This window comes from Mesorhizobium sp. B2-3-6 (assembly GCF_006442305.1).
In the GTDB taxonomy this organism is placed as follows: Bacteria; Pseudomonadota; Alphaproteobacteria; order Rhizobiales; family Rhizobiaceae; genus Mesorhizobium.
In genome coordinates, this window is record NZ_VFVW01000005.1 from 181,552 (window position 1) to 203,463 (window position 21,912).

21 protein-coding genes are annotated in these 21,912 nt (G+C 64.9%); 6 read left to right on the forward strand and 15 right to left on the reverse strand.

From position 1 onward, the window contains the following. Window positions 1-11 precede the first annotated feature (11 nt). The 10 genes from miaB to FJ953_RS16905 form a co-directional block, all read right to left on the reverse strand. Window positions 12-1,421 carry a tRNA (N6-isopentenyl adenosine(37)-C2)-methylthiotransferase MiaB gene (miaB, locus tag FJ953_RS16860; RefSeq protein ID WP_140624829.1) on the reverse strand — a complete coding sequence of 470 codons (1,410 nt, stop codon included), beginning with the start codon at window positions 1,419-1,421 and terminating at the stop codon, window positions 12-14. A gap of 64 nt (window positions 1,422-1,485) precedes the next feature. Beyond that, the gene (locus FJ953_RS16865; RefSeq protein WP_140513156.1) at window positions 1,486-2,286 is read right to left on the reverse strand and encodes a lysophospholipid acyltransferase family protein; all 801 of its coding nucleotides are present in this window, start codon (window positions 2,284-2,286) and stop codon (window positions 1,486-1,488) included. A 21-nt stretch (window positions 2,287-2,307) separates the two neighbouring features. Then, entirely contained in the window at window positions 2,308-2,802 is a 495-nt protein-coding gene (rimI, locus tag FJ953_RS16870) for a ribosomal protein S18-alanine N-acetyltransferase (protein ID WP_140550098.1), read from the reverse strand. Beyond that, on the reverse strand, window positions 2,802-3,479 hold the full coding sequence (gene tsaB / locus FJ953_RS16875) for a tRNA (adenosine(37)-N6)-threonylcarbamoyltransferase complex dimerization subunit type 1 TsaB (RefSeq protein ID WP_140547203.1): 678 nt from the start codon (window positions 3,477-3,479) through the stop codon (window positions 2,802-2,804). Before tsaB ends, rimI begins: the two co-directional genes overlap by 1 nt. A gap of 110 nt (window positions 3,480-3,589) precedes the next feature. Beyond that, window positions 3,590-4,696, reverse strand: coding sequence for a DUF1513 domain-containing protein (locus tag FJ953_RS16880; protein WP_140624830.1), 1,107 nt, complete (start codon window positions 4,694-4,696; stop codon window positions 3,590-3,592). A gap of 2 nt (window positions 4,697-4,698) precedes the next feature. After that, window positions 4,699-5,778: an imelysin family protein gene (locus tag FJ953_RS16885; protein ID WP_140624831.1), complete on the reverse strand. Its 1,080-nt coding sequence runs from the start codon at window positions 5,776-5,778 to the stop codon at window positions 4,699-4,701. Next, window positions 5,778-7,373 carry a di-heme oxidoredictase family protein gene (locus tag FJ953_RS16890; RefSeq protein WP_140580442.1) on the reverse strand — a complete coding sequence of 532 codons (1,596 nt, stop codon included), beginning with the start codon at window positions 7,371-7,373 and terminating at the stop codon, window positions 5,778-5,780. Before FJ953_RS16890 ends, FJ953_RS16885 begins: the two co-directional genes overlap by 1 nt. Window positions 7,374-7,385: 12 nt before the next feature. Continuing rightward, on the reverse strand, window positions 7,386-7,871 hold the full coding sequence (bfr, locus tag FJ953_RS16895; protein WP_140496826.1) for a bacterioferritin: 486 nt from the start codon (window positions 7,869-7,871) through the stop codon (window positions 7,386-7,388). Beyond that, window positions 7,837-8,148 carry a (2Fe-2S)-binding protein gene (locus tag FJ953_RS16900; RefSeq protein WP_140523850.1) on the reverse strand — a complete coding sequence of 104 codons (312 nt, stop codon included), beginning with the start codon at window positions 8,146-8,148 and terminating at the stop codon, window positions 7,837-7,839. Before FJ953_RS16900 ends, bfr begins: the two co-directional genes overlap by 35 nt. Window positions 8,149-8,256: 108 nt before the next feature. Continuing rightward, complete coding sequence (locus tag FJ953_RS16905) at window positions 8,257-9,546, reverse strand: imelysin family protein (RefSeq protein ID WP_140624832.1); 1,290 nt, start codon at window positions 9,544-9,546, stop codon at window positions 8,257-8,259. A 438-nt stretch (window positions 9,547-9,984) separates the two neighbouring features. Here FJ953_RS16905 and FJ953_RS16910 point away from each other — a divergent pair, with 438 nt between their 5' ends. From FJ953_RS16910 to FJ953_RS16920, 3 genes are read left to right on the forward strand one after another with little or no spacing between them, the layout of a single operon-like run. After that, window positions 9,985-11,238 (forward strand): FAD-dependent oxidoreductase, encoded by a 1,254-nt coding sequence (locus FJ953_RS16910; protein WP_140624833.1) that lies wholly within the window; start codon window positions 9,985-9,987, stop codon window positions 11,236-11,238. Between the two features lie 37 nt (window positions 11,239-11,275). Further along, complete coding sequence (locus FJ953_RS16915) at window positions 11,276-11,506, forward strand: type II toxin-antitoxin system ParD family antitoxin (RefSeq protein WP_140496834.1); 231 nt, start codon at window positions 11,276-11,278, stop codon at window positions 11,504-11,506. Between the two features lie 11 nt (window positions 11,507-11,517). Continuing rightward, window positions 11,518-11,838, forward strand: coding sequence for a type II toxin-antitoxin system RelE/ParE family toxin (locus FJ953_RS16920; protein ID WP_181171605.1), 321 nt, complete (start codon window positions 11,518-11,520; stop codon window positions 11,836-11,838). A gap of 54 nt (window positions 11,839-11,892) precedes the next feature. Here the strand turns inward: FJ953_RS16920 and FJ953_RS16925 are convergent, their stop codons facing one another. Further along, window positions 11,893-13,170 (reverse strand): 4-aminobutyrate--2-oxoglutarate transaminase, encoded by a 1,278-nt coding sequence (locus FJ953_RS16925; protein WP_140624835.1) that lies wholly within the window; start codon window positions 13,168-13,170, stop codon window positions 11,893-11,895. 467 nt (window positions 13,171-13,637) lie between these two features. Between FJ953_RS16925 and FJ953_RS16930 the strand changes: the two genes are divergently transcribed. Genes FJ953_RS16930 through FJ953_RS16940 form a run of 3 tightly spaced genes read left to right on the forward strand, consistent with a single transcriptional unit; the run spans window position 13,638 to window position 18,948 of the window. Further along, window positions 13,638-14,777, forward strand: coding sequence for an efflux RND transporter periplasmic adaptor subunit (locus tag FJ953_RS16930; RefSeq protein ID WP_140523840.1), 1,140 nt, complete (start codon window positions 13,638-13,640; stop codon window positions 14,775-14,777). Then, the gene (locus FJ953_RS16935; RefSeq protein WP_140523837.1) at window positions 14,774-15,853 is read left to right on the forward strand and encodes an efflux RND transporter periplasmic adaptor subunit; all 1,080 of its coding nucleotides are present in this window, start codon (window positions 14,774-14,776) and stop codon (window positions 15,851-15,853) included. The genes FJ953_RS16930 and FJ953_RS16935 overlap by 4 nt, the downstream gene beginning before the upstream one ends. Continuing rightward, window positions 15,850-18,948 carry an efflux RND transporter permease subunit gene (locus FJ953_RS16940; RefSeq protein ID WP_140624836.1) on the forward strand — a complete coding sequence of 1,033 codons (3,099 nt, stop codon included), beginning with the start codon at window positions 15,850-15,852 and terminating at the stop codon, window positions 18,946-18,948. Before FJ953_RS16935 ends, FJ953_RS16940 begins: the two co-directional genes overlap by 4 nt. 12 nt (window positions 18,949-18,960) lie before the next feature. Here FJ953_RS16940 and FJ953_RS16945 read toward each other — a convergent pair whose 3' ends face one another. From FJ953_RS16945 to nikC, 4 genes are read right to left on the reverse strand one after another with little or no spacing between them, the layout of a single operon-like run. Further along, on the reverse strand, window positions 18,961-19,278 hold the full coding sequence (locus FJ953_RS16945; RefSeq protein WP_140624837.1) for a hypothetical protein: 318 nt from the start codon (window positions 19,276-19,278) through the stop codon (window positions 18,961-18,963). Between the two features lie 39 nt (window positions 19,279-19,317). Further along, complete coding sequence (locus FJ953_RS16950; RefSeq protein WP_140624838.1) at window positions 19,318-20,067, reverse strand: ABC transporter ATP-binding protein; 750 nt, start codon at window positions 20,065-20,067, stop codon at window positions 19,318-19,320. After that, entirely contained in the window at window positions 20,064-20,909 is an 846-nt protein-coding gene (locus FJ953_RS16955; protein ID WP_140624839.1) for an ABC transporter ATP-binding protein, read from the reverse strand. Before FJ953_RS16955 ends, FJ953_RS16950 begins: the two co-directional genes overlap by 4 nt. After that, window positions 20,906-21,832 carry a nickel transporter permease gene (gene nikC, locus FJ953_RS16960; protein WP_140496850.1) on the reverse strand — a complete coding sequence of 309 codons (927 nt, stop codon included), beginning with the start codon at window positions 21,830-21,832 and terminating at the stop codon, window positions 20,906-20,908. Before nikC ends, FJ953_RS16955 begins: the two co-directional genes overlap by 4 nt. Window positions 21,833-21,912 lie beyond the last annotated feature (80 nt).

Below are 21,912 nucleotides of genomic sequence, written 5' to 3' on the forward strand. Positions count from 1 at the left end.
TGCCGAGGTCATCAGACCAATTCGGCGAACAGGCTATTGTAACCCGTCTTCGTGATTCGCACCTGGATAATGTCACCGATTTCGCCGGCCTTTTCATCAACAATAACGGGCTGAAGCCAAGGTGAGCGTCCGACCTTCTGGCCGGCCTGGCGACCTGGCTTCTCGATCAGCGTATCTATGGTGCGGCCGACGAGACTCAAGCCGAAATCCTGCTGCTGCTTCAAAAGCAGCGCCTGGAGCCGCTGCAAACGCTCGTCCTTGACCGCTTCCGGCACATGGCCGGCCATCTCGGCGCCCGGCGTGCCGGGGCGCGGCGAATATTTGAACGAAAAGGCCGAGGCGTAGTTCACCTGGCGCACCAGCTCCATCGTCGCCTCGAAATCCGTCTCGGTCTCGCCGGGGAAACCGACGATGAAATCGCCCGACAGCGCGATATCGGGCCGCACGGCGCGGATGCGGTCGAGCAGCGCCAGATAATCAACCGCCGTGTGCCTGCGGTTCATCGCCTTCAGGATGCGGTCGGACCCGGATTGCACCGGCAGATGCAGATACGGCATCAGTGCCGGCAGGTCGCGATGGGCCGCTATCAGCTCGTCGTCCATGTCGCGCGGGTGGCTCGTGGTGTAGCGCAGGCGCGCCAGCCCGGGAATTTCGGCCAGACTGAACAGAAGGCGGCCAAGGCCCCATTCCTCGCCGTTTTCGCCCTGCCCATGCCACGCATTGACGTTCTGGCCAAGCAGCGTCACCTCGCGCACCCCGGCTTCCGCCAGGCGCTCGGCTTCGGCGACGATCTGTGCCACCGGCCGCGACACTTCGGCCCCCCTGGTGTAGGGCACGACGCAGAAGGTACAGAACTTGTCGCAGCCCTCCTGGACGGTGAGAAAGGCGGTGACGCCGCGCTTGATCACCTCGGCGCGCTTCGGCTGCGGCAAGTGCTCGAACTTGTCCTCGATGGCGTAGTCGGTCTCGACGATCTTCTCGCCGCCGCGCACCCTGGCCAGTACGTCCGGCAGCCGGTGATAGGTCTGCGGGCCGATGACCAGGTCCACGGCGGGCGAGCGGCGGATGATCTCGGCCCCTTCGGCCTGCGCCACGCAACCGGCGACGCCGATTAGCAATTCGCGGCCGGCGGCGGCGCGTTCGGCCTTCATCTCGCGAATGCGACCGAGCTCGGAATACACCTTTTCAGCCGCTTTTTCCCTGATATGGCAGGTGTTTAGCAGCACCAGATCGGCTTCGCCGATGGTCTGCGTCGCCGTGTAGCCGTCGGCGGCCAGCGCATCTGTCATGCGCTGTGAATCATAGACGTTCATCTGGCAGCCATAAGTCTTGACGAAGACCTTTTTCGCCGCCGCGGAAATCACTGCCTGCTCTCCAGCCGCAGTCCCGATGTCGTCGCTTTCAACCGTGTTCAAGTCCATCCGGCGGCTTCTAACGCCTTTCCGCGACAAAAAACAGACGATTCTGCCTGGGGGCCTTCGGGATTCAGCGGCTCGGGCGCGGCGCGGCCAGTGCCGCCTGCATCATTTCGCGCACGCGGCTTTCCATCAGCTTGGCCGTTTCCTTCCGGTTCGACCCCTTGGCGAAGGCAATCGGTTCGCCGAAATGCACCTCGACATCGAGCGCGCCTTCCGCCATCAGCACTTTGAGATGCGGCATCAGGTCCTCGTCGCCGATCCACGCCGCGATCGGCCGGTGCCGGCGGCCGAGCGGCACGCCATGCAACCGGGTATAGGCGATCGCTACCGGCTGGATGAAGACCTGCTCCGCCGCGCCCTCCGAAATCGCCATCGAGGCGGCACCGAACAGCGTGCTCTTGAAGGGCAGGACGATGTTGCCGTCGCCCGTCGAGCCCTCGGCAAACAGCACCATGGCATCGCCCTTGGCCATGCGGTTGGCGATCTCGCTCGCCTGGTCGCCGGACGAGCGCTTGCGCTCACGCTCGATGAAGACGGTGCGCTGCAGCTTCGACAGCATGCCGATCAGCGGCCAGCCTTCCATGTCGGCCCTGGCGATGAACTTCACATCGGCAAAAGAACCCAGCACCATGATGTCGGTCCAGGAGATGTGATTTGAGGCAATCAACAAGGGGCGGCGGTCGGACATCGTGCCGTTTACATGGATGCGCATGCCGAGCGCCCTGACGATCAGCCTGTGCCAGATCTTGAGGATGAAGGTTTCCGGCCACCAGCCGGTCTTCATCGACAGGACCTGCAAAGGCACCAGGATCAGCGAACCGGCGACGACCAGCCCTATCGCCAGGAAAATCCTGATTTTTCCGATCATCGCTCCACCCCGAAACCCTGGCTAGCGAAGATCGCGGCGCATGACAAGCGCGCCGGTCGGGCCATGCTCGGGCGACCTGTAATAGTTGGGGCGCTTGCCGACCTCGCGGAACCCGAGACGCCTGTAGAGGGCGATCGCGGCGACATTGGTCTCGTCGACCTCAAGGAAGAGCGCTTCGGCGCGTTGCGCGTGCAGTTCGCGCAGCACCGCATCCATCAACTGCCAGCCGAGCCCCTGGCGGCGATGCGACCGCGCCACTGCAACGGTCAGGATCTCGCCCTCGCCGGCCGCCAGCCGGGCCAGCACGAAGCCGACCGGCGGCTTGGCGCCGTGCCCGGTTTCGCGCGCGGCATAGCCGAACACGGTGTCCTGTTCGAGCAAGGCCGCGAACTCGCCATCGGTCCAGGGGCGGACGAAGTCCTCGCGGTGCAGCAGCGAGACCGCCGGACTGTCGGTGGTCCTGAGCGGTTCGAGCGCGTAATCGCGGCGGCGCGGCTGGAGAAAAGGTATGCGCATTATTTCCCTTGCCTGGAAAGTATGAACCCGGCCTGCGGCTTGGCGTCGGCGCCGCGCAGATAAAGAGGTTTCGGCCTCTCGCCCTCGCCCTTGGCGGCCGCCAGGCGGGCGTAAGTGAGAATGTCCGCGGTCGCCGTCTCGGGTCCGATGTCGAAGGCGCGTCCGGCGGATGCCGCGATCCGCGTCGCGGCGGTTCCGGCGAGCACCGAAGACCGCTCGTTCGCCATGGCCACGGCATCCGCCAGCGTGACCACGGCCGGACCGTAAGTCAAAACCGACATTTCATCATAGAGAGCGGCATGGATCTCCTCGCGGCCGGCATCGAGCGCGGCCAGCACGGCGCGGCCGGGAAATGCCCCTGCCGTCTCGGCCGCCAGCGCCTCGAGCGTCGTCACGCCGATTGCAGGCACCTTGAGCGCCAGCGCCAGGCCACGCGCCGTGGAAACCCCGACGCGCAGGCCGGTGAAGGAACCGGGGCCGACGGAGACGGCGATGGCGCCAAGGCCGGCATAGGCGGTTGCGCCGGCCTTCAGCGCCTCGGCGATGACTGCCATCAGATGCTCGGCATGGCCCTTGCCTAGATCGAGCACCGCGCGGCCGAGTTCCTGCCTCGCCCCGGCATCATAGACGCAGGCGGCGCAGAGGTTGGCGGCACAGTCGATGGCGAGCACTTTCATGAAACGACCGGTTCGAAAAACAATTCCCTGTGCCTGCCACAGCGCGCCACCGCAAGGGGATAGCGCATAATTTGTTAAGCGGCTTCGTTCCGCCGCAGCGGGAACGGTGTCTATGCGGCAGGCGCTATGCGCAGCATGTGGTTGTCCCAGACATAGTCCGGTTCGGACCGTGTCGCGCCATTGCCCTCGACGATTTCGCCGGCTCCGGTGGTAGCCATGAAACCCGTCCCGTCGGGCGCCACGCCGCAGACCTCGACCAGTGCGCTTGACGAGACGAGCCGCCCGCTCGCCGCATCGATCACCACAAGCGAATTGCCTTCCGGCGAAGAGACGGCAATGGTGCCGGCAACCGGATTGGCGGCGACGGAACCGATATAGTTGCGGAAGCTGGACAGGACATCCCGCGGCATGTCGAGGAGCTGCAAATCCTTGCCACGCGCCGCGCGGCCGACCAGCAGCGGACGGTCGGTGCCGGGTCCCCGGTACTGGCAGCCGAACCAGACGGTGCCGGTCTGGTCGGTGTCCATGTGGCGGATCGACAACTGGTGCAGCGCCGCCGGCAATTCGTGCTTCTCGACCAGATCGCCGGTGACACGGTCGATGAGTACATAGGATGGCTTCATGGTGGCGATGTTGAGCTCGGCGCGGCCATAATCGGGATGAGTCTCGATGCCGCCATTGGCAACGGCGATCGTCCTGCCGTCGCCCAGGAGCAGAAGCTCGTGGGGTCCCATGCCATAGGTCGGGAATTCACCAAGGCGCTTGAATTTCGCCCGCGCGTCGTAGACGCCGACGACGCCGGCCGCGTTGTCGAAATCGTTCTCGGTGGCATAAAGCAAGGCGCCGTCCGGGGAGAACACGCCATGGCCGAAGAAATGCCGGCCGGTGATGCTGGCGATGGTCAGCGGTTCATCGCGCCCGGCGTGATCGAAGACCACGGCGAAGGTGCCGGGCTGGCGGGCGAACACCACTGAGCGCTTCGATATGGGATCGAAGGTGACGTCGTGGCCGCGGTCGGGCAAGTCGATCGCGTGCAGGAGCTTGCCGGCCTCGGACAGGATTGCGGCGCCATAGCTGCCGTCGCGCTTGACGAAGGCGGTGGCGAAGACGGCATCGGCGGCAAGCGTATTTGCCCAGGCCGGCGGCGCCATCGCGGCGGCAAAACCGATGCCCGCGGCTCTCAGGAAATCGCGACGGTCAATGAGGGAGGTTTTCACGCTCAGTCCCCATCCAGCGAGGAAAAACCGGCGGTCAGGCCGAATTCGGCGGTCAGCCTGGTGCCGAACAGGGTCGACAGGCTGGAGGTGATCAGCGCGAGATGCTCGAGCTTTGCGCGCAGCGCCGGGTCGGCGAGCGCCATGTCGATCGGCCCCTGGACCGACTTCGCGGTGGCGACGCCGTTGAGCAGCTGGATGTGGATCGATTCCGCCATCCAGCGCGCATCGGCCGGCAGCGCATCGCCGAGCTCCGAGGCCTCGAACAGCCCGTCGATGCCGGCAAGGTTTCCGGCCAGCGAATTGGTGGTGTTTTGCGAACGCCAGTAGATCGCCTGTTTCGGCTTGTCCGCCTCCTGCTTGCCGCCCAGGAAGCCTTTCAGGCGCACGTCGCGAACCATTTCCAGCTCGTTGATGAAGATGCCGACCAGTTCCGTCACCGCTTCGGTGCCGTCGCGATAGAGCGGATTCTGCGGCCCCGGATTGGCCCAGCGCGCCGCAAAGCCGTCCGGCTTGTTCCAGGCGTCGGCGACATCGCCGGCCATGGTTTCGATGTTGCCGGCAACCGCCGCACCATAGGCGCAGCGATAGGGATCGTTCTTGCCGGCAAGCGCATCGGCGCCGTCACCGTAGAGCACGAACTCCAAGGCGCCGAGCCCCTGCATGGCGACGCTCTTGCCGGAAAGCTGTGCCGGATCGGTGGCGCTCGGGTCTTGGGCGGCCAACGCCGCCTGCACCTGTTTCAGGCCGATGCTTTTGCGATCCGGCCAGAACAGCATTCGTTCCAGCCGATTGTTTTCCTTGACCGGGCCGAACCCGATGATCTCGGCCGACGACCAGGCATCCACCGTGCGCGAGAATTCGGCGCGTGCCGCATCGAGATCGCCCTTTGAGGGTTTTTCGCAAAGCGCGTGCATCGCCTTGTTCAAGCCCGCCGCGCGGTCGTGCAGACTGGCATAGGCCGGCCGGACAAAGCCGTCGATTGCCCGCTGGATGACGTCGGTGGCCTTCACCGCCGCCGATGCGGGGCTGACGCCCAGCAGGGCCAGAGGAAGAAGGATTACCAGCGCGGGACGCTTCAACATCACAGGGACTCCAGGAATTTGAGCAATGCCTCGCGGTCGGCGGCGCCGGCGGCGGCGAAGCGGTCGCGCGATTTCTGGCCCTCGCCGCCATGCCAAAGAATCGCCTCGACCAGGCTGCGGGCGCGGCCATCGTGCAGATAAAAATTGTTGCCGTTGACCGTTTCGGTGAGGCCTATGCCCCATAGCGGCGGCGTGCGCCATTCGTTGCCCGTCGCCTCGCCCACCGCCTGGCCGTCGGCAAGGCCGGGGCCCATGTCGTGCAGCAGGAAGTCGGAATAGGGCCAGATAAGCTGGAAGGCCTGCGCCTTGTTGGGCGCGTCGCGGCGGGTTACGAATTTCGGCGCGTGGCAGGAAACGCAGCCGATCTCGTAGAAGAGTTTCTTTCCGGCGAGCACATCCGGGGCGCCGAGGTCGCGGCGCGCCGGCACGGCCAGGTTCTGCGAATAGAAGGTGACGAGGTCCATGACCGGCGCCGGCGCCTCGGCCGGACCGAGCCGCTCCTGCACGCCGTCCGGCATGGCAAGGCAATCCTTCTCGGCGGCGGTACAGTCGCCCCAGTGTTTGGGCTCCTCCGGCGTCGAGATGCCGATGTCGCCGGCAAAGGCATCCGCGGCCTGCTGGCGGATCGACGCGGTCTGCGCCTTCCAGCCGAAACGACCAAGGGTGAGCGCGCCGCTCATGCCGTCGCGCACGATGTTCGGCCTGCCGGAAATGCCGTCGCCGTCCCGGTCGTCCGGATCGGCATGGGCGATTATATCAGCGGGCGCGATCTGCTCGATCAGGCCGAGCCCGATCATCGGCGGCGTCAGGCGCGGCGACAGCGTGGTGCGCGGATCGAGCAGGCCGTAGGCCAGATCATCGACCGCGTAAGCGGGCTTGCGCAGTGAAACCACGGTGCCGTCGCCGAGCCCGACTTTTTCCTCGCTGTAGTCGACGCGCATCCGGCCCTCGCCGCGCAGGCCGGGGACGGCAAGATCCTGCAGCTGCGAACCGTAGACCGGATCGGGGATGTTGAGCAGCCTGTGGTCGGCAAGCCCAGCCTTCTCCTCCTCGGTGCTCGCCTCGCGCGCCAGCCGCAGGAACATCGACGTGCTGCCGGTGCCTTGCGGCGGACGGCCGCGGCCGTCCTTCAGATGGCAGTTCTGGCAGGCGCGTTCGTTGAACAGCGGTCCGAGCCCGTCGGAGGCCTGCGTCGAGGACGGCGACGACACCCAATTCTTGCGGAACAGGGCGTTGCCCAGCTTGAAGGTGCCTTCTTCCTCGAAGGTGATGTTGGCCGACGATTGCGAGAAGGAATCGCGGTTGACGTCCTTCCTGGATGTGCCGGCGCCGCCTTGCATCAATTCGAACTGCTCGGGTTTCGAGAAGTCCTTGGTCGGCCTGGTAACGGCTGTGACGCGCGCCTGATCCTTCGGGCTGAGGTCGGTGCGCGTGGCGGCGAAATTGGCGGGCTGCTGCGAGCCGGACCCGCCCGTGGCGAAGGCCAAAAGAATGATGGCGGCCGAACCGGAAAGCACGACGCTTCCCGGTTTTCTGTTTGACGACAGGCCTTCGGCCCGCCGCCAGCGGCGCAGCAATGCTAGGGTGCGCCGCATTCCCGCATGCCCTTACTCCGCCTCGTCCGCCGATGCGGCATTGAGCTGGCCGTATTTTTCCTCGCCGATCGAGGCAAGCAGATCGAGCTGCGTCTCGAGGAAGTCGATGTGCCCCTCCTCGTCGGCCAAGAGTTCCTCGAACAGTTTCATGCTGACATAGTCGCCGGCTTCGTTGCAGACCTCGCGCGAGCGCTTGTAGGCGGTGCGAGCGTCATACTCGCCGGCAAGGTCGGATTCGAGCACTTCCTTCACGTTCTGTCCGATACGCAGCGGCGCCACGGACTGCAGATTGGGGTGCCCTTCCAGGAAGATGATCCGGGCCACGAGCTTGTCGGCATGGTGCATCTCCTCGATCGATTCGGCGCGTTCCTTCTTGGCGAGCTTGGCGTATCCCCAGTCCTCCAGCAGACGGAAATGGACCCAATACTGATTGACGGCACCAAGCTCCAGGAACAGAGCCTCGTTAAGCCGCTCGATGATCTGTGGTTCGCCTTTCATGGGTTCTGCTCCCGTATTGGACGCGCAGGCCTCTGACGCGATCCAGATGTGAAACGATGTCCACGCCGCTCGCCTGCGAGCGGGCGTGGTAGTTCTCGGTGACCCGAATGATCGTTTCGACCACATTTGGGAAGCAGCCGCAACAGCGACCGCGCTTGTGCATGGCGTGATAGACTTTTGCCGGCACGATGAGCTGCCAGGGATCCTGGTCCAGCAGCCCGACGATCGTCTGCTCAATCTCCTTCTCGGTGATGATGTTGCAATGGCAGATCAGCATAAACTTGCTCGGATGGCTGACGGCGCCTTCCGCGCCGTGTGGCTTGACTCTATCTTCCCCGCGCCGAAGCCCTTTATGACTTCGGCCCGGGCTTCCAGGCTTCGACGCTTACTGGAACACCTTGTCCGGCGCATCGAGGCTGTCTGAACCCTCAAAGGCGATGGCGTTGAGCTTCAGCGCGCCGACGGCGCGTTCGACCGATTTGGTCTGGTCGACCAGTGCGTCGATTGCCGCCTGCACCGTGGCGTTGCCCTCGGTGTTGCCTTCGGCGATCTGCTGGTCGTAAGCCTCGCCGCCTTCGGCGCGGGCCTTGATTGCCTCCATCTTGGCGACGGTGGCATCGAGCTTGTCAGACAGTTCCTTGTCGATGGCCGGATCAGCCGCCTTGACCATGTCCGCCACCGACGGCCCTGAAATAACGGTGCCGTCCAGCCTGGTGTAGCTGGCGTGATAGGCGGCGCGGATGCCGACGGCGTCATAGAGATGGGAATTGTAGGTGTTGTCGGAGAAGCAGTCATGCTCCTCTTCCGGATCGTGCAGCAGCAGGCCGAGTTTCATGCGCTCGCCGGCGAGTTCGCCGTAGGAGAGCGAGCCCATGCCGGTGAAGATGGCCGAAATGGCGGCGTTCGGCTCGCCGTCGACCAGGTTCTTGCGCGCAGCGCCGCCTTCCTTCCAGTCGCCGACCATCTCCTGGAGGTCGGACACCAAAAGCGTGCTGGCTGACTTCAGATATTCCGCGCGGCGGTCGCAATTGCCGCCGGTGCAGTTCTTGAGATCATAGTCGGTGTAGGGGCGCTCGCCGGCGCCCGGTCCGGTGCCGTGCAGGTCCTGGCCCCAGAGCAGGAACTCGATGGCATGGTAGCCGGTGGCGACATTGGCCTCCACGCCGCCCGCCTCCTGCAGCGTGCCGGCGAGGAATTCCGGCGAAAGCTTCGAGGCGTCGGCCTTCTTGCCGTTGATCTCGATCTCCTTGTTGGCGATCACATTGGCCGTGTAGAGCGAATTCGCGTCGGATTCTGTGCCGTAGCTCTTGGCGACATAATCGATCAGGCCTTCGTCCAGCGGCCAGGAATTCACCTTGCCTTCCCAGTCGTCGACGATCTTGTTGCCGAAGCGGTAGACCTCGGTCTGCTGGTAGGGAACGCGCGATGCCTTCCAGGCCTCGCGGGCGGCATTGAGCGTCTCGGCCGAAGGCTTGGCCAACAAGGTATCGACCGCCTTGTCGAGCGCCTGCGCGGTGGTCAGCGAATCCTCGTATTTGGCAAGCGCGATGTCGGCATAGGTCTTGATGACCGCCTTGGGATCGCTCTCGGCCTTGGCCGGCAGCACGAACACCGCCGCCGTCAGCAGGGCCGTGGCGCCGATCGCCGCAAGCCTGCCGCCATGTCGTGCCGTCATTATCGCTCTCCAGTTTTTCGGGAATTTTGTGAACGGCGCGCGCGACAACCGGCGCCAGGCCATGTGCAGGCCGTCATTCGCAGCGTATGCCGCGCTGTCGCGCGGTTCGAAGAAGAAAGACACCAAAATGCCTCCAATCGAAAGGGTTCAAGGCCCAGACATCAAAGGGATGCGCCGATGCGCGCGGCCCCATAAAGCTTCAGGACCGATGGAAGTCAACGAAAATCGACAGGAAAACTCAATCGAAACAACAGTTTAGAATTATTCTAAACTGAGATAGTCAACTTTAGCCACCTGCACCGTGTGCCGAGTTCGTCACCGAACTGTCCGATTGACAGCCGCCGTTCCGGGTGCGACCCGCAAATGCCCCCTTGCGGCGGCGGCAGACAATTGCCACGTGGCGAGACATCCTAAAATCAAGTTCGGGATCGGAATGCGATGAAGAACGGCGTGGTCATTGTCGGTGCGGGACATGCGGGCGTGCAGGCGGCGGCAAGCCTGCGCGAGGACGGTTATGACGGGCCGGTGATCCTCGTCGGCGATGAGAACGAGCTGCCCTATCACAAGCCGCCGCTGTCGAAGACCTTCATCAAGGATGCCGAGGCCAAGCCGCAACCCTTGCGTGGCGAGGTATTTTACACCGGCAGCGCCGTCGACTACCGGCCGGGCGTTCGGATCGACCGCATCGATGCCGGACGTCGCCGTTTGGAGATATCAGGCGGCGGCGAACTTGCCTTCGATCATCTGATCCTCGCCACCGGCTCGCGTCCGCGCCTGCTGCCGCTGCCCGGCGCGGATCTGTCCGGTGTAGTGTCGCTGCGCTCGCTTTCCGATGCGCGGCTGATCCGGGACTTGAGCGCACGGAGCGAAGACGTCGTCATTCTCGGCGGCGGCTTCATCGGGCTGGAGATCGCGGCGACGCTGCGCGCGGCCGGCCGCACCGTAACCGTCGTGGAAGCGGTCGACCGGCTGCTCGGCCGCGCTGTGGCGCCGATTGTGGCGAGCCATGTCCGCCAACGGCTGGAAGCGACCGGCGTGCACATTCTCACCGGCACCACGATCGCAAGGCTCGAAGGCGAAAACGGCCATGTCACGGCCGCGATCACCTCGTCAGGCGAAAGGCTGCCGGCGCGCATGGTCGTCGTCGGCATCGGCGCCGTGCCCAATGTCGAACTGGCCGCGGAAGCCGGCCTCACCATCGCCAACGGCATTCGCGTCGACAACCAGATGCGTAGCTCGGTGCCGGAAATCCTCGCCATCGGCGACGCCGCCTCCTATCGGCATTGGTTCACCGGCGGCGACGTGCGGCTGGAATCGGTACAGAACGCCACCGACCAGGCGCGGCTTGCCGCGCGCACCATAACGGGCCATGCCGACGCCTATTCGGCCGTGCCCTGGTTCTGGTCCGACATCGGCGACATGAAGCTGCAGATGGTTGGCCTGACATCCGGCGGCGACAGCCATGTCGTGCTGGGCGATCTCGCCGACAACAAGTTCTCGATCTACCACTATGCCGCAGACAGGCTGCTCGGCATCGAATCGGTCAACCGCCCCGGCGACCACATGCTCGGCCGCAAGATGCTCGGCGCCGGCTTCTCGCCGAGGCGGCAGACGGTGGCAGCGGGGCCGGACGGATTGAAAGCGGCGCTGGCCGCGTTCCAGAACAAAGAGTCAGCCGAGGCTAGTGCCTAAGATTGCCAATTTTTGCCATAGGCTATAAAATGCCTGAATGAGCACCATGAACATCTCCCTGCCGGAAAGCTTGAAGCATTTTGTCGATCAGCAAGTGACCGATCGCGGCTATGGCACGAGCAGCGAGTATGTGCGTGAATTGATCCGCCGCGATCAGGATCGTCAGCTTCTGCGCGGTTTGCTCCTTGAGGGCGCATCGTCCGCCCCGGGCGCTCCGGTTGACGACGACTATTTCGCCGCGCTGCGGAAACGGGCGCAGGGCCAATAGAGTAAGTGCCCATAAAGGCGATCATTCCTCGAAAACTAGCCCTGCGGGATGTCGAGGATGCTGTCGATTACTATACGCGAGAAGCTGGTTCGCGCGCGGCATTGGGCTACATCGAGGAGCTTCAAAACGCCTACAAACTGCTAGCCAGCCGTCCGGCATCGGGCTCTCTGAGATATGGCTACGAAATTGGATTGCCTGGTCTGCGTAGCGTGCAAGTCAGGCGGTATCCATACCTAATTTTTTATCTTGAACAGACCGGCCATATCGATGTTTGGCGGGTGCTGCACGCCAAGATGGACATTCCAGCCTGGTTACAGAATCCGAGCTCCTGACGGCACGTTCACCGGGCTCAGTGTAAGCCGTCAGGAGAAATGGGCGCCGGCCCCTCAGGCAGCGCGAACCTCGCGGATCGAGCTTTCCAGAATGTCGAGCGCCTCGGTCATGATGCCGTCCTGGATGGTGAGCGGCGCCAGGAAGCGGATGACGTTGCCGTGAACGCCGCAGGTGAGCAGGATCAGCCCCTTGTCGAGCGCCTTCAGCCTGACCGCATTGGCCATCTCCGCCGATGGCAAGCCCTTCCTGACGTCGTTGAACTCGACCGCGTTCATGAAACCGGGGCCACGGATGTCGACGATTTCGGGGACGTCGTCGCGGATCGAGCCCAGACGCTGCTTCAGCCTGGCGCCGAGCGAGTTGGCGCGGTCGCACAGCTTCTCTTCCTCGATCACGTCAAGCACCGCGTGCGCGGCGGCAACGCCGATCGGGCTGCCGCCATAAGTTCCGCCCAGCCCGCCGGGGCCAGGCGCATCCATGATCTCGGCGCGGCCGGTGACCGCCGCCAGCGGAAAGCCGCCGGCCAGGCCCTTGGCCATGGTGGTGATGTCGGCGGTCACCTCATGATGCTCCATGGCAAACATCTTGCCGGTGCGGGCAAAGCCGGTCTGCACCTCGTCGGCAATGAGCAGGATGCCGTGCTGATCGCAGATCTTGCGCAGCGCGGTCATGAAATCGCGCGGCGCTTCGTAGAAGCCGCCCTCGCCCTGCACCGGCTCGACGATGATGGCCGCGACCCTGGCCGGATCGACGTCGGCCTTGAACAGGCGATCGAGCGCTGCAAGCGAATCGGCCACCGACACGCCGTGCAGCGGCACCGGGAAAGGAGCGTGGAAAACGTCGGCCGGCATGGCGCCGAAGCCGACCTTGTAGGGCACGACCTTGCCGGTCAGCGCCATGCCCATGAAGGTGCGGCCATGGAAGCCGCCGGCAAAGGCGATGACGGCCTGGCGGCCGGTGGCATTGCGGGCGATCTTGATGACGTTCTCGACCGCCTCCGCGCCGGTGGTGACGAAGATCGTCTTCTTCTCGAACTTGCCCGGAAGCATGCCGTTCAGCCGCTCGGCCAGCCGTACATAGCTCTCATAGGGCACCACCTGGTGGCAGGTGTGGGTGAAGCGGTCGAGCTGCGCCTTGACCGCCTCGATGACCTTGGGGTGGCGATGGCCGGTGTTGACGACGGCGATGCCGGAGGAGAAATCGATGTAGCGGCGGCCCTCGACATCCCAGATCTCCGAGTTCTCGGCCCGGTCGGCGTAAATCTGCGTGGTCATACCGACACCGCGCGAGATCGACTGGCTCTTGCGTTCGGAAATGGCTGAGTTCTTCATGATGTCCCTCATAGGGCCGGCGCCCGTTCTGCTTGATCAGATGTCTTCTGGGCTTATTTCATGCTTTCCTCAAGTCGGCACCGCCGGCAGGCGATTGGGCCTGAGGTAGCGCGCCTGACCAGCCGGCGATATCCGTAACCAGGGCAACGGACTGCGTTAACGGGTTCGGAGCCTTCGCGGCGCGCTGTTGAGGATCATTGAACGGAAAAACCCGCCTGTGCGGCGGGTCCCTGGCGCAACTCAGCACCATATCCAAATATCTATCATAGTTGCCTTCACCTCGTCAAGGAAAAAATTCCTATCACGAAAAGCTGCCCGGCCGGGACTGGCCGTCGTCAGGCCTTTGCAAACCCGAGTCGGATGCCTGACACGGGTACGAGTCCGGTTTCCTTTTTCGGGAGATCGACTATCGTGCCGGGATCCGCGAGGCATCGCGATCGGCGAGCGGCCTGCGGCTGAGGGAGCCCATGAGCAGGAACGCGACATCGTCCGTCTCGCCGCCATCGGTCAAACCTTCCAATTTTTCGACTTTTTCCATCGGCGTAGCGCTTTTCACTTGCACGGCCGTCCTGCTTTTGGCCGGCTGCCAGAAACAGGAAGCGGCCGAGAAAAAGCTGCCGATCATGGTGCGCACCGAGACCGTGGCGATGGCCGACTATGCGCCGAGAACCGCGCTGACCGGGGTGATCGCGGCGCGTACGCTGAATAATCTGTCGTTCCGGGTCGGCGGCCGCGTCGCCGAACGGCTTGCCGATGTCGGCCAGCATGTCGACAAGGGCGCGGTGCTTGCCCGCATCGACCCGCAGGAGCAGGAATCCGATTTGCGCTCGGCGCAGGCCGATCTCGACGCGGCGCAAGCGCAGTTGACCCAGTCCGCCGCCGCCTTCGAGCGGCAAAAGACGCTGCTTGCCCAGGGTTACACCACCAGGCGCGACTATGACGCCGCCGATCAGGCATTGAAGGTGGCGCAAGGCAGCCTCGACGCGGCGCAGAGCGCGCTCGCCAATGCCAAGCAGAACCTGTCCTTCACCGAACTCAAGGCTGGCGCCGCGGGCGTCATCACCGCCCGCCAAGTCGAAACCGGCCAGGTGGTGCAGGCTGCGCAGACCGTCTTCACCGTCGCCGAGGACGGCGACCGCGACGCGGTGTTCAACGTCCAGGAGACGTTGGTCGCCAGGACGCCGACCTCGCCGGCGGTGACGATTACGCTTCTGTCCGACCCGCAGATCAGGGCAACGGGCAAGGTGCGCGAAATCTCCCCGGCGGTCGATCCGGCGTCGGGCTCGATCCGGGTCAAGGTCGGCATTGCCGATACGCCCGCCGGCATGCCGCTGGGCGCGGCCGTCATCGGCTCGGTCGGCGCCAAACCGGCCAAGGCGATCCTGCTGCCCTGGCAGGCATTGACGTCCAGCGCCGGCAAGCCGGCGGTCTGGATCGTCGATCCCTCGACCGGTACGGTGACGATGGCACCGGTCGAGGTGCTGGCTTTCAATTCCGGCACCGTCGTCATCGCCAGGGGATTGGAGGAGGGCCAAAGCGTCGTCACCGCGGGCGGACAGCTGCTCAGTGCGGGTCAGAAAATCGAGATATCGGGAGCGGGCCAATGAGCCGGCTGCCGCGCCTCCTGCTTGGCGTGATAGCGCTTGGCGCGCTCGCCGCCTGCTCGAAATCGGAGGAGAAGCCGCCGGAGATCATCCGGCCGGTGCTGTCGGTGGTGGTCGAGCCGCGCACCACGCAGGTCTTCGGCTTCGCCGGATCGGTCGAGCCGCAGGTCAGCGCCGATCTCGCCTTTCGCCTGCTCGGCCGGGTCGTGTCCCGCGACGTCAATGTCGGCGACATCGTCAGCAAGGGCACGACGATCGCGGCACTGGACCCGACCGCCTTGGAGCTGTCCGTCCAGGCGGCCAAGGCCGAGCTCTCCAATGCCGAGGCACAGTTTGCCAACGCCGCCGCCAGCGAGGAGCGCCAGCGCCAATTGCTTGCCACCGCCAACACCACGCAAGCCGTGTTCGATGCCGCGCAGCAGGCGAGGAAGGCGGCCGAGGCCAGTGTCGAGCGGGCCAAGGCCTCGCTGGCCAAATCGCAGGAGCAGCTCGGCTATGCCAGGCTGTTCTCGGATTTCGACGGCGTCGTCACGGCTGTCGGCGCCGAGGTCGGCCAGACGGTCTCCCCCGGCCAGACGGTCGTCACCGTGGCGCGCTCGGACCCGCGCGAAGCGGTGGTCGATATTCCAGACCAGTTGACCGGCGATCTCACGGCCGGCACGCCGTTCCAGGTCATCCTGCAATCGCTGCCGACGATCCGGACCGAGGCCAAGCTGCGCGAGATCGCGCCGCAGGCCGAGGGCTCGACGCGCACGCGGCGCGTGCGGCTGACGCTTACCGATCCGCCGCAGGCCTTCCGGCTCGGCTCGACCGTGACCGCAACGCGCATGACCACGGTGGAGCCGACGATCGAACTGCCGCTGTCGGCGCTCTTCCAGAGGAACGGCTCCGACAGGGTGTGGATCGTCGATGCGCAGACATCGAGCGTGAGCACGCGCGAGATCAAGGTTGCCTCCAGGAACGGCGGAACCTTCACGGTGGCTCAGGGGCTGGAAGCGGGAATGCGCGTCGTCACCGCCGGCGTCCACAGCCTGACCGAAGGCCAGAAGGTCAAACTGCCCGCGGGAGGGGCCTCATGAAGGGCTTCAACCTCTCCGACTGGGCGCTCAACCACCGCTCGATGGTCTGGTATTTCATGCTGGTCTTCGTTGCGGCCGGCATCTTCTCCTACCTCAACCTCGGCCGCGAGGAAGACCCCGCCTTCACCATCAAGACCATGATCATCCAGGCCAATTGGCCCGGCGCTTCGGTCAAGGAGACGGTGCAGCAGGTGACCGACCGCATCGAGAAGAAGCTCGAGGAACTCGACAGCCTCGACTACACCAAATCCGTCACCACAGCCGGCCAGACCGTCATCTTCGTCAACCTGAAGGACACCACCAAGGCGCGCGACGTCGTGCCGAACTGGATTCAGGTGCGCAACATGGTCAACGATATCAAGGCGCAGTTCCCGCAAGGCGTCCAGGGACCGTTCTTCAACGACCGTTTCGGCGACGTCTACGGCAACATCTACGCCTTTACGTCGGACGGGCTGACGCCGCGCCAGCTGCGCGACTATGTCGAGGATGTCAGGACAAAAATCCTGACCGTGCCGAATGCCGGCAAGGTGGACCTGGTCGGTGCCCAGGACGAGGCGATCTATCTCGAATTCTCGACCCGCCAGATCGCGGCCCTCGGCCTCAACCAACAGGCGATCGTGGCAAGCCTGCAGGCGCAGAACGCGATCACCCCGTCCGGCGTCATCCAGTCCGGCCCGGAACGCATCAGCGTGCGGGTCGGCGGCCAGTTCACCTCCGAAGAGAGCCTTCGCGCCATCAATCTTCGCGTCAACGACCGCTTCTTCCGGCTGAGCGACGTGGCGACGATCACGCGCGGCTATGCCGATCCGCCAACGGCACTGTTCCGCTTCAACGGCCAGGACGCGATCGGGCTCGCCATCGGCATGAAGCCCAACGCCAATCTGCTCAAATTCGGCGAGGCGCTGCATGAGGCGATGAACAAGGTGCTGGCAGACCTGCCGGTCGGCGTCGGCGTGCATCTGGTCGCCGACCAGCCGGTCATCGTCGAGGAAGCGGTCTCGGGCTTCACGCGCGCCTTGTTCGAGGCGGTGGCCATCGTGCTGGCCGTGTCCTTCATCAGTCTCGGCATGCGCGCCGGCTTCGTCGTGGCGCTGTCGATCCCGCTGGTGCTGGCCATCACCTTTACGGTCATGTCCTATCTCGGCATCTCGCTGCAGCGCATCTCGCTCGGTGCGCTGATCATCGCGCTCGGGCTTCTGGTCGACGACGCGATGATCGCGGTCGAGATGATGGTGGCGCGGCTGGAGGTCGGTGATAGCCTGCGCAAGGCGGCGACCTATGTCTACACATCGACCGCCTTTCCGATGCTGACCGGCACGCTGGTGACCGTCGCGGGCTTCATTCCGATCGGCCTCAACAACAGCGCCGCCGGCGAATACACCTTCACCCTGTTCGTGGTCATCGCCGTGTCGCTGCTGGTGTCGTGGATCGTGGCGGTGCTGTTCGCGCCGCTGCTCGGCGTCACCATCCTGCCGGCGGCGATGAAGACGAAGCATCACGACCAGCCGGGCCGCTTCACCTCGCTGTTCCGGCGTGCCCTTGTCGGCTCGGTGCGCCATCACTGGCTGACCATCATCGCCACGGTGCTGTTGTTTGCCGCCTCGATCGCCGGCTTCGGCCTGGTGCAGCAGCAGTTCTTCCCGCCATCGGACCGGCCGGAGCTGATCGTCGACTGGAACCTGCCGCAGAATTCCTCGATCGCCGACACGCGCGAGCAGATGGAGCGGTTCGAGCAGCGGGCGCTGGTCGGCAATCCCGACATCGACCATTTCTCGTCCTATATCGGCCAGGGCGCGGTGCGCTTCGTGCTCGCCTATGACGTGCAACCGGCCAATCCCTATTTCGGCCAGACGGTGATCGTCACCAAGAGCATCGAGGCGCGCAACCGGGTGAAGCCGGCGCTGGAAAAGCTGCTGCGCGAGGAATTCGTCGGTACCGACGCCTTCGTGAAGCTGCTCGAACTCGGACCGCCTGTCGGCCGCCCCGTGCAGTACCGCGTCGGCGGGCCCGACATCCAGACGGTGCGCTCGCTGGCGCAGCAATTCGCCGGCGTGATTTCAGCCAATCCCAAACTCGCCGCGCCGACCTTCGACTGGAACGAGCCGCAGCGCGTGCTCAGGGTCGACGTGCTGCAGGACAAGGCGCGGCAGCTCGGCATCACCTCCTCCGACATCGCCAGCGCGCTCAACAGCACCGTCGGCGGCGCCACCATCACGCAAGTGCGTGACGCCACCTACCTGATCAACGTGGTGGCGCGCTCGCGCGAGGCCGAACGCGGCTCGATCGAGACTTTGCAGAACATGCAGCTGCCGACCAGCACCGGCGAGGCCATCCCGCTCGCGGCGGTGGCCAACTTCCGCTACGAGCTCGAACAACCGACGGTATGGCGGCGCGACCGCATCCCGACCATCACCGTGCGGGCCGGCCTGGTCGGCGACGTTCTGCCGGCAACAGTGGTCAACGAACTGAAGCCATCGGTCGATGGCTTCATCGCCAAGCTGCCGCCGGGCTATTCCGTCGAGACCGCCGGCTCCGTCGAGGAAAGCGCCAAGAGCCAGGGGCCGATAGCGGCCGTCGTGCCGCTGATGCTGTTTGTGATGGCAACCATCCTGATGGTCCAACTGCAGAGCTTCCAGCGCCTGTTCCTGGTCGTTGCGGTGGCGCCGCTCGGGTTGATCGGCGTGGTGGCGGCCCTGGTGCCGAGCGGCGCGCCGCTCGGCTTCGTCGCCATCCTCGGCGTGCTTGCCCTGATCGGCATCCTGATCCGCAACTCGGTCATCCTGATCGTGCAGATCGAGGACCTTGTCGCGGAGGGCAAGGACCGTTGGGCCGCTGTCATCGAAGCGACGGAACACCGGATGCGGCCGATCGCGCTGACGGCCGCCGCCGCCAGCCTGGCGCTGATCCCGATCGCGCGCGAAGTGTTCTGGGGACCGATGGCCTACGCGATGATGGGCGGCATCATCGCGGGTACTGCGATCACGCTGCTGTTCCTGCCGGCGCTTTATGTGACGTGGTTCAGGATCAAGGAGCCGAAGCGTCGGGATGAGCCGCCCGCTCTGGAGAGCGGCGAACCGGTGCAAGCTCAGACCTGAGACATTGCCGAGTCATTCGTTGTCGTCGTTGGTGGGTGTGGGGCGCGATTTTGCCCGCTGCCAAGGTGACGATTTTGAGCTGCGCCAGGCATGCCAGCCTTCCGGCAAGTCGGCCAAGATTTGGATGCTTTCATCCCGCTGCAAAACGCTTTGCAGGCTCACGATCATTATGTCGCCTTCTTCAACAGGTCCGGTTTCGCTGTTGTGGAATTGCCAACTCCCGTCGTCATCGTCATGCGAGACATATGCGATCCAGTCGCCCGGGGTTACTATGCCCCTGTCCAAAAACACCGCGACGTTAGGAGGATCTGCAAACTGCCATTCCTTCATGAGGTCCCCTAAGACGATCGGTTCGCAAGACAAGCGAATTCAGATAGCTCTCACAAACCCGTCGCTGGCCCGCAAGAGATTGCGCGTGTAATCCTTCGTCACGCGCCGCTCGACCAAGTCACCCGCCGTCAAATTCTCCACCGCCTCGCCGCTTTGCATCACCATCAGGCGCTCGCACATATGGGTGATGATGGCGAGGTCGTGGCTGACCATCAGGAAGGTGAGCTTGCGCCGCCGGCGGACCTCCTCGAGCAGGTTGAGCACCTCGGCCTGCACGGAGGCATCCAGCGCCGAGGTCGGCTCGTCGAGCAGCAGGACCGACGGTTCGAGGATGAGCGCGCGCGCGATCGCCACGCGCTGGCGCTGGCCGCCCGACAATTGATGCGAGTAGCGGAAGCGGAAGCCGTTGCCGAGACCGACCTCGTCGAGCGCCCGCTGGATGCGCTTTTCCCCGTCGCCAAAACCATGGATGGCGAGCGGCTCCTGCAGCAGGCGGTCGATGGTCTGGCGCGGGTGCAGCGAACCGTACGGATCCTGGAACACCATCTGCACTTCGCGGTAAAAGGCCTTGTCGCGGCGCGCGCCGAGCTTCTTGCCGTTGACCACGATGCTGCCCGAAGCGACCGGCGCAAGGCCGGCGATCGCCCTGAGCAGCGTCGATTTGCCGGAGCCGGATTCACCGACCAGGCCGAAGGATTCGCCCGGCTGCACGTCCAGGCTGACACCCTTCAGTGCGCGAAAGCGGTCGAAGATGACCTCCAGCCCGTCGACGGCGATTGCTGATGTCATGCCGCCCACTCCGGCTTGCGGTCGAGCACCGGCAACGGGTGACGATCGGCGCCGATCTTGGGCATGCAGTTGAGCAGGCCGCGCGTGTAGGGATGCTGGGCGCGACCGAGTTCGGAGGCCTTGAGCTGCTCCACCACCTTGCCGGCATACATGACGATGACGCGGTCGCAAAAGGACGAGACCAGGCGCAGATCGTGCGAGATGAAGATCAGCCCCATGCCGCGCTCGCCGACCAGCCGGTCGAGAATGCCGAGCACGTCGAGTTGCACGGTGACGTCGAGCGCCGAGGTCGGCTCGTCGGCGATCATCATTTCCGGCCCGGCGATCAGCATCATGGCGATCATGGCGCGCTGGCCCATGCCGCCGGAGACCTCGTGCGGATGCAGGTCGAAGACACGCCGGGGGTCGCGGATCTGCACCGCCTCCAGCATGGCCAGCGCGCGCTCCCGCGCCTCGGCCTTGGAGACCTTCTCATGCGTGCGCAGCGTCTCGACGATCTGGCGGCCGATGCTCATCACCGGGTCGAGCGAATATTTCGGATCCTGCAGGATCATGGCGATGCGATTGCCCCGCAGCGCGCGGCGCTCGCGCGCCGAGACGCCGAGCAGGTCGATGCCGTCGAAGGCCAATTTATTGGCTGATATCCGCGCCTGGGGCGGCGTCAGCCCCATGATGGCACGGCCGGTCTGCGACTTGCCCGAGCCGCTCTCGCCGACAATGCCCAGCCTTTCGCGGTCGAGCGAGAAAGAGACGCCGCGCACGGCCTCGATCAGCCCGGTGCGCGTCGGGAAGGTGACGCGCAGATCGTCGACTTCGAGCAGCGTCTTGCTGTCAGCGTTCATTGGTCGCCGCTCCGGGGGTCGAGCGCGTCGCGCAGGCCGTCGCCAAGCAGGTTGAAGCCGAGGCTGACGATCAGGATGGCGAAGCCAGGCGCGCCGGCCACCCACCATTGGTCGAGCACGAAGCGGCGGCCCGAAGCGATCATCGTGCCCCATTCGGGCAGCGGCGGCTGCGCGCCGAGGCCGAGGAACCCGAGGCCGGCGGCGGTGAGGATGATGCCGGCCATGTCGAGCGTCACGCGGATGATCAGCGAGGAGATGCAGAGCGGCATGATGTGGCGCAGCACGATGCGGAAGGGCGAGGCGCCCATCAGCTCCACCGCCTTGATGTAATCGGAATTGCGCACAGTCAGCGTTTCGGCACGCGCGATGCGGGCATAGGGCGGCCAGGAGGTGATGGCGATGGCGAGCACCGCGTTCTCGATGCCGGGGCCGAGGGCCGCGACAAAGGCCAGCGCCAGGATCAGCTTGGGGAAAGCGAGGAAGATGTCGGTGATGCGCATCAGTATGGCATCGGTCCAGCCGCCGGCATAGCCGGCGACGGTGCCGACCACGAGGCCGATGGGGGCGGCGATGATGGCGACCAGGATGACGACGTACAGCGTCCAGCGCGAGCCGTAGAGAATGCGCGAGAGGATATCGCGGCCGAGATCGTCGGTGCCGAACCAGTGCTCGGCGCTTGGCGCCAGCAGGCGCGCATTCTTCAGATCGCCGAAAGTCGGCGAATAAGGCGCCAGCACCCCGGCAAGGGCGGCAATGACCAGCAGCGCGATGATGATGAGCAGGCCGAGAAAGGCCAGCCGATTGGCGGAGAAACGCCGCCACGCGACATAGGCGCGGCCGAGCCTCGCCTGCATGCGCGAGGCCGGCCGCTCGCTGAGCAGCCAGTCGCGGCGGGAGAGGGGGGCGGCGTCGGAGGCGGTCATGACGATGCCTCTTGGCGCTGTCGACCCCCACTCCGGTCTGCTTCGCAGACCAACTCTGCCCCGTTCGACGGGGGAGAGGA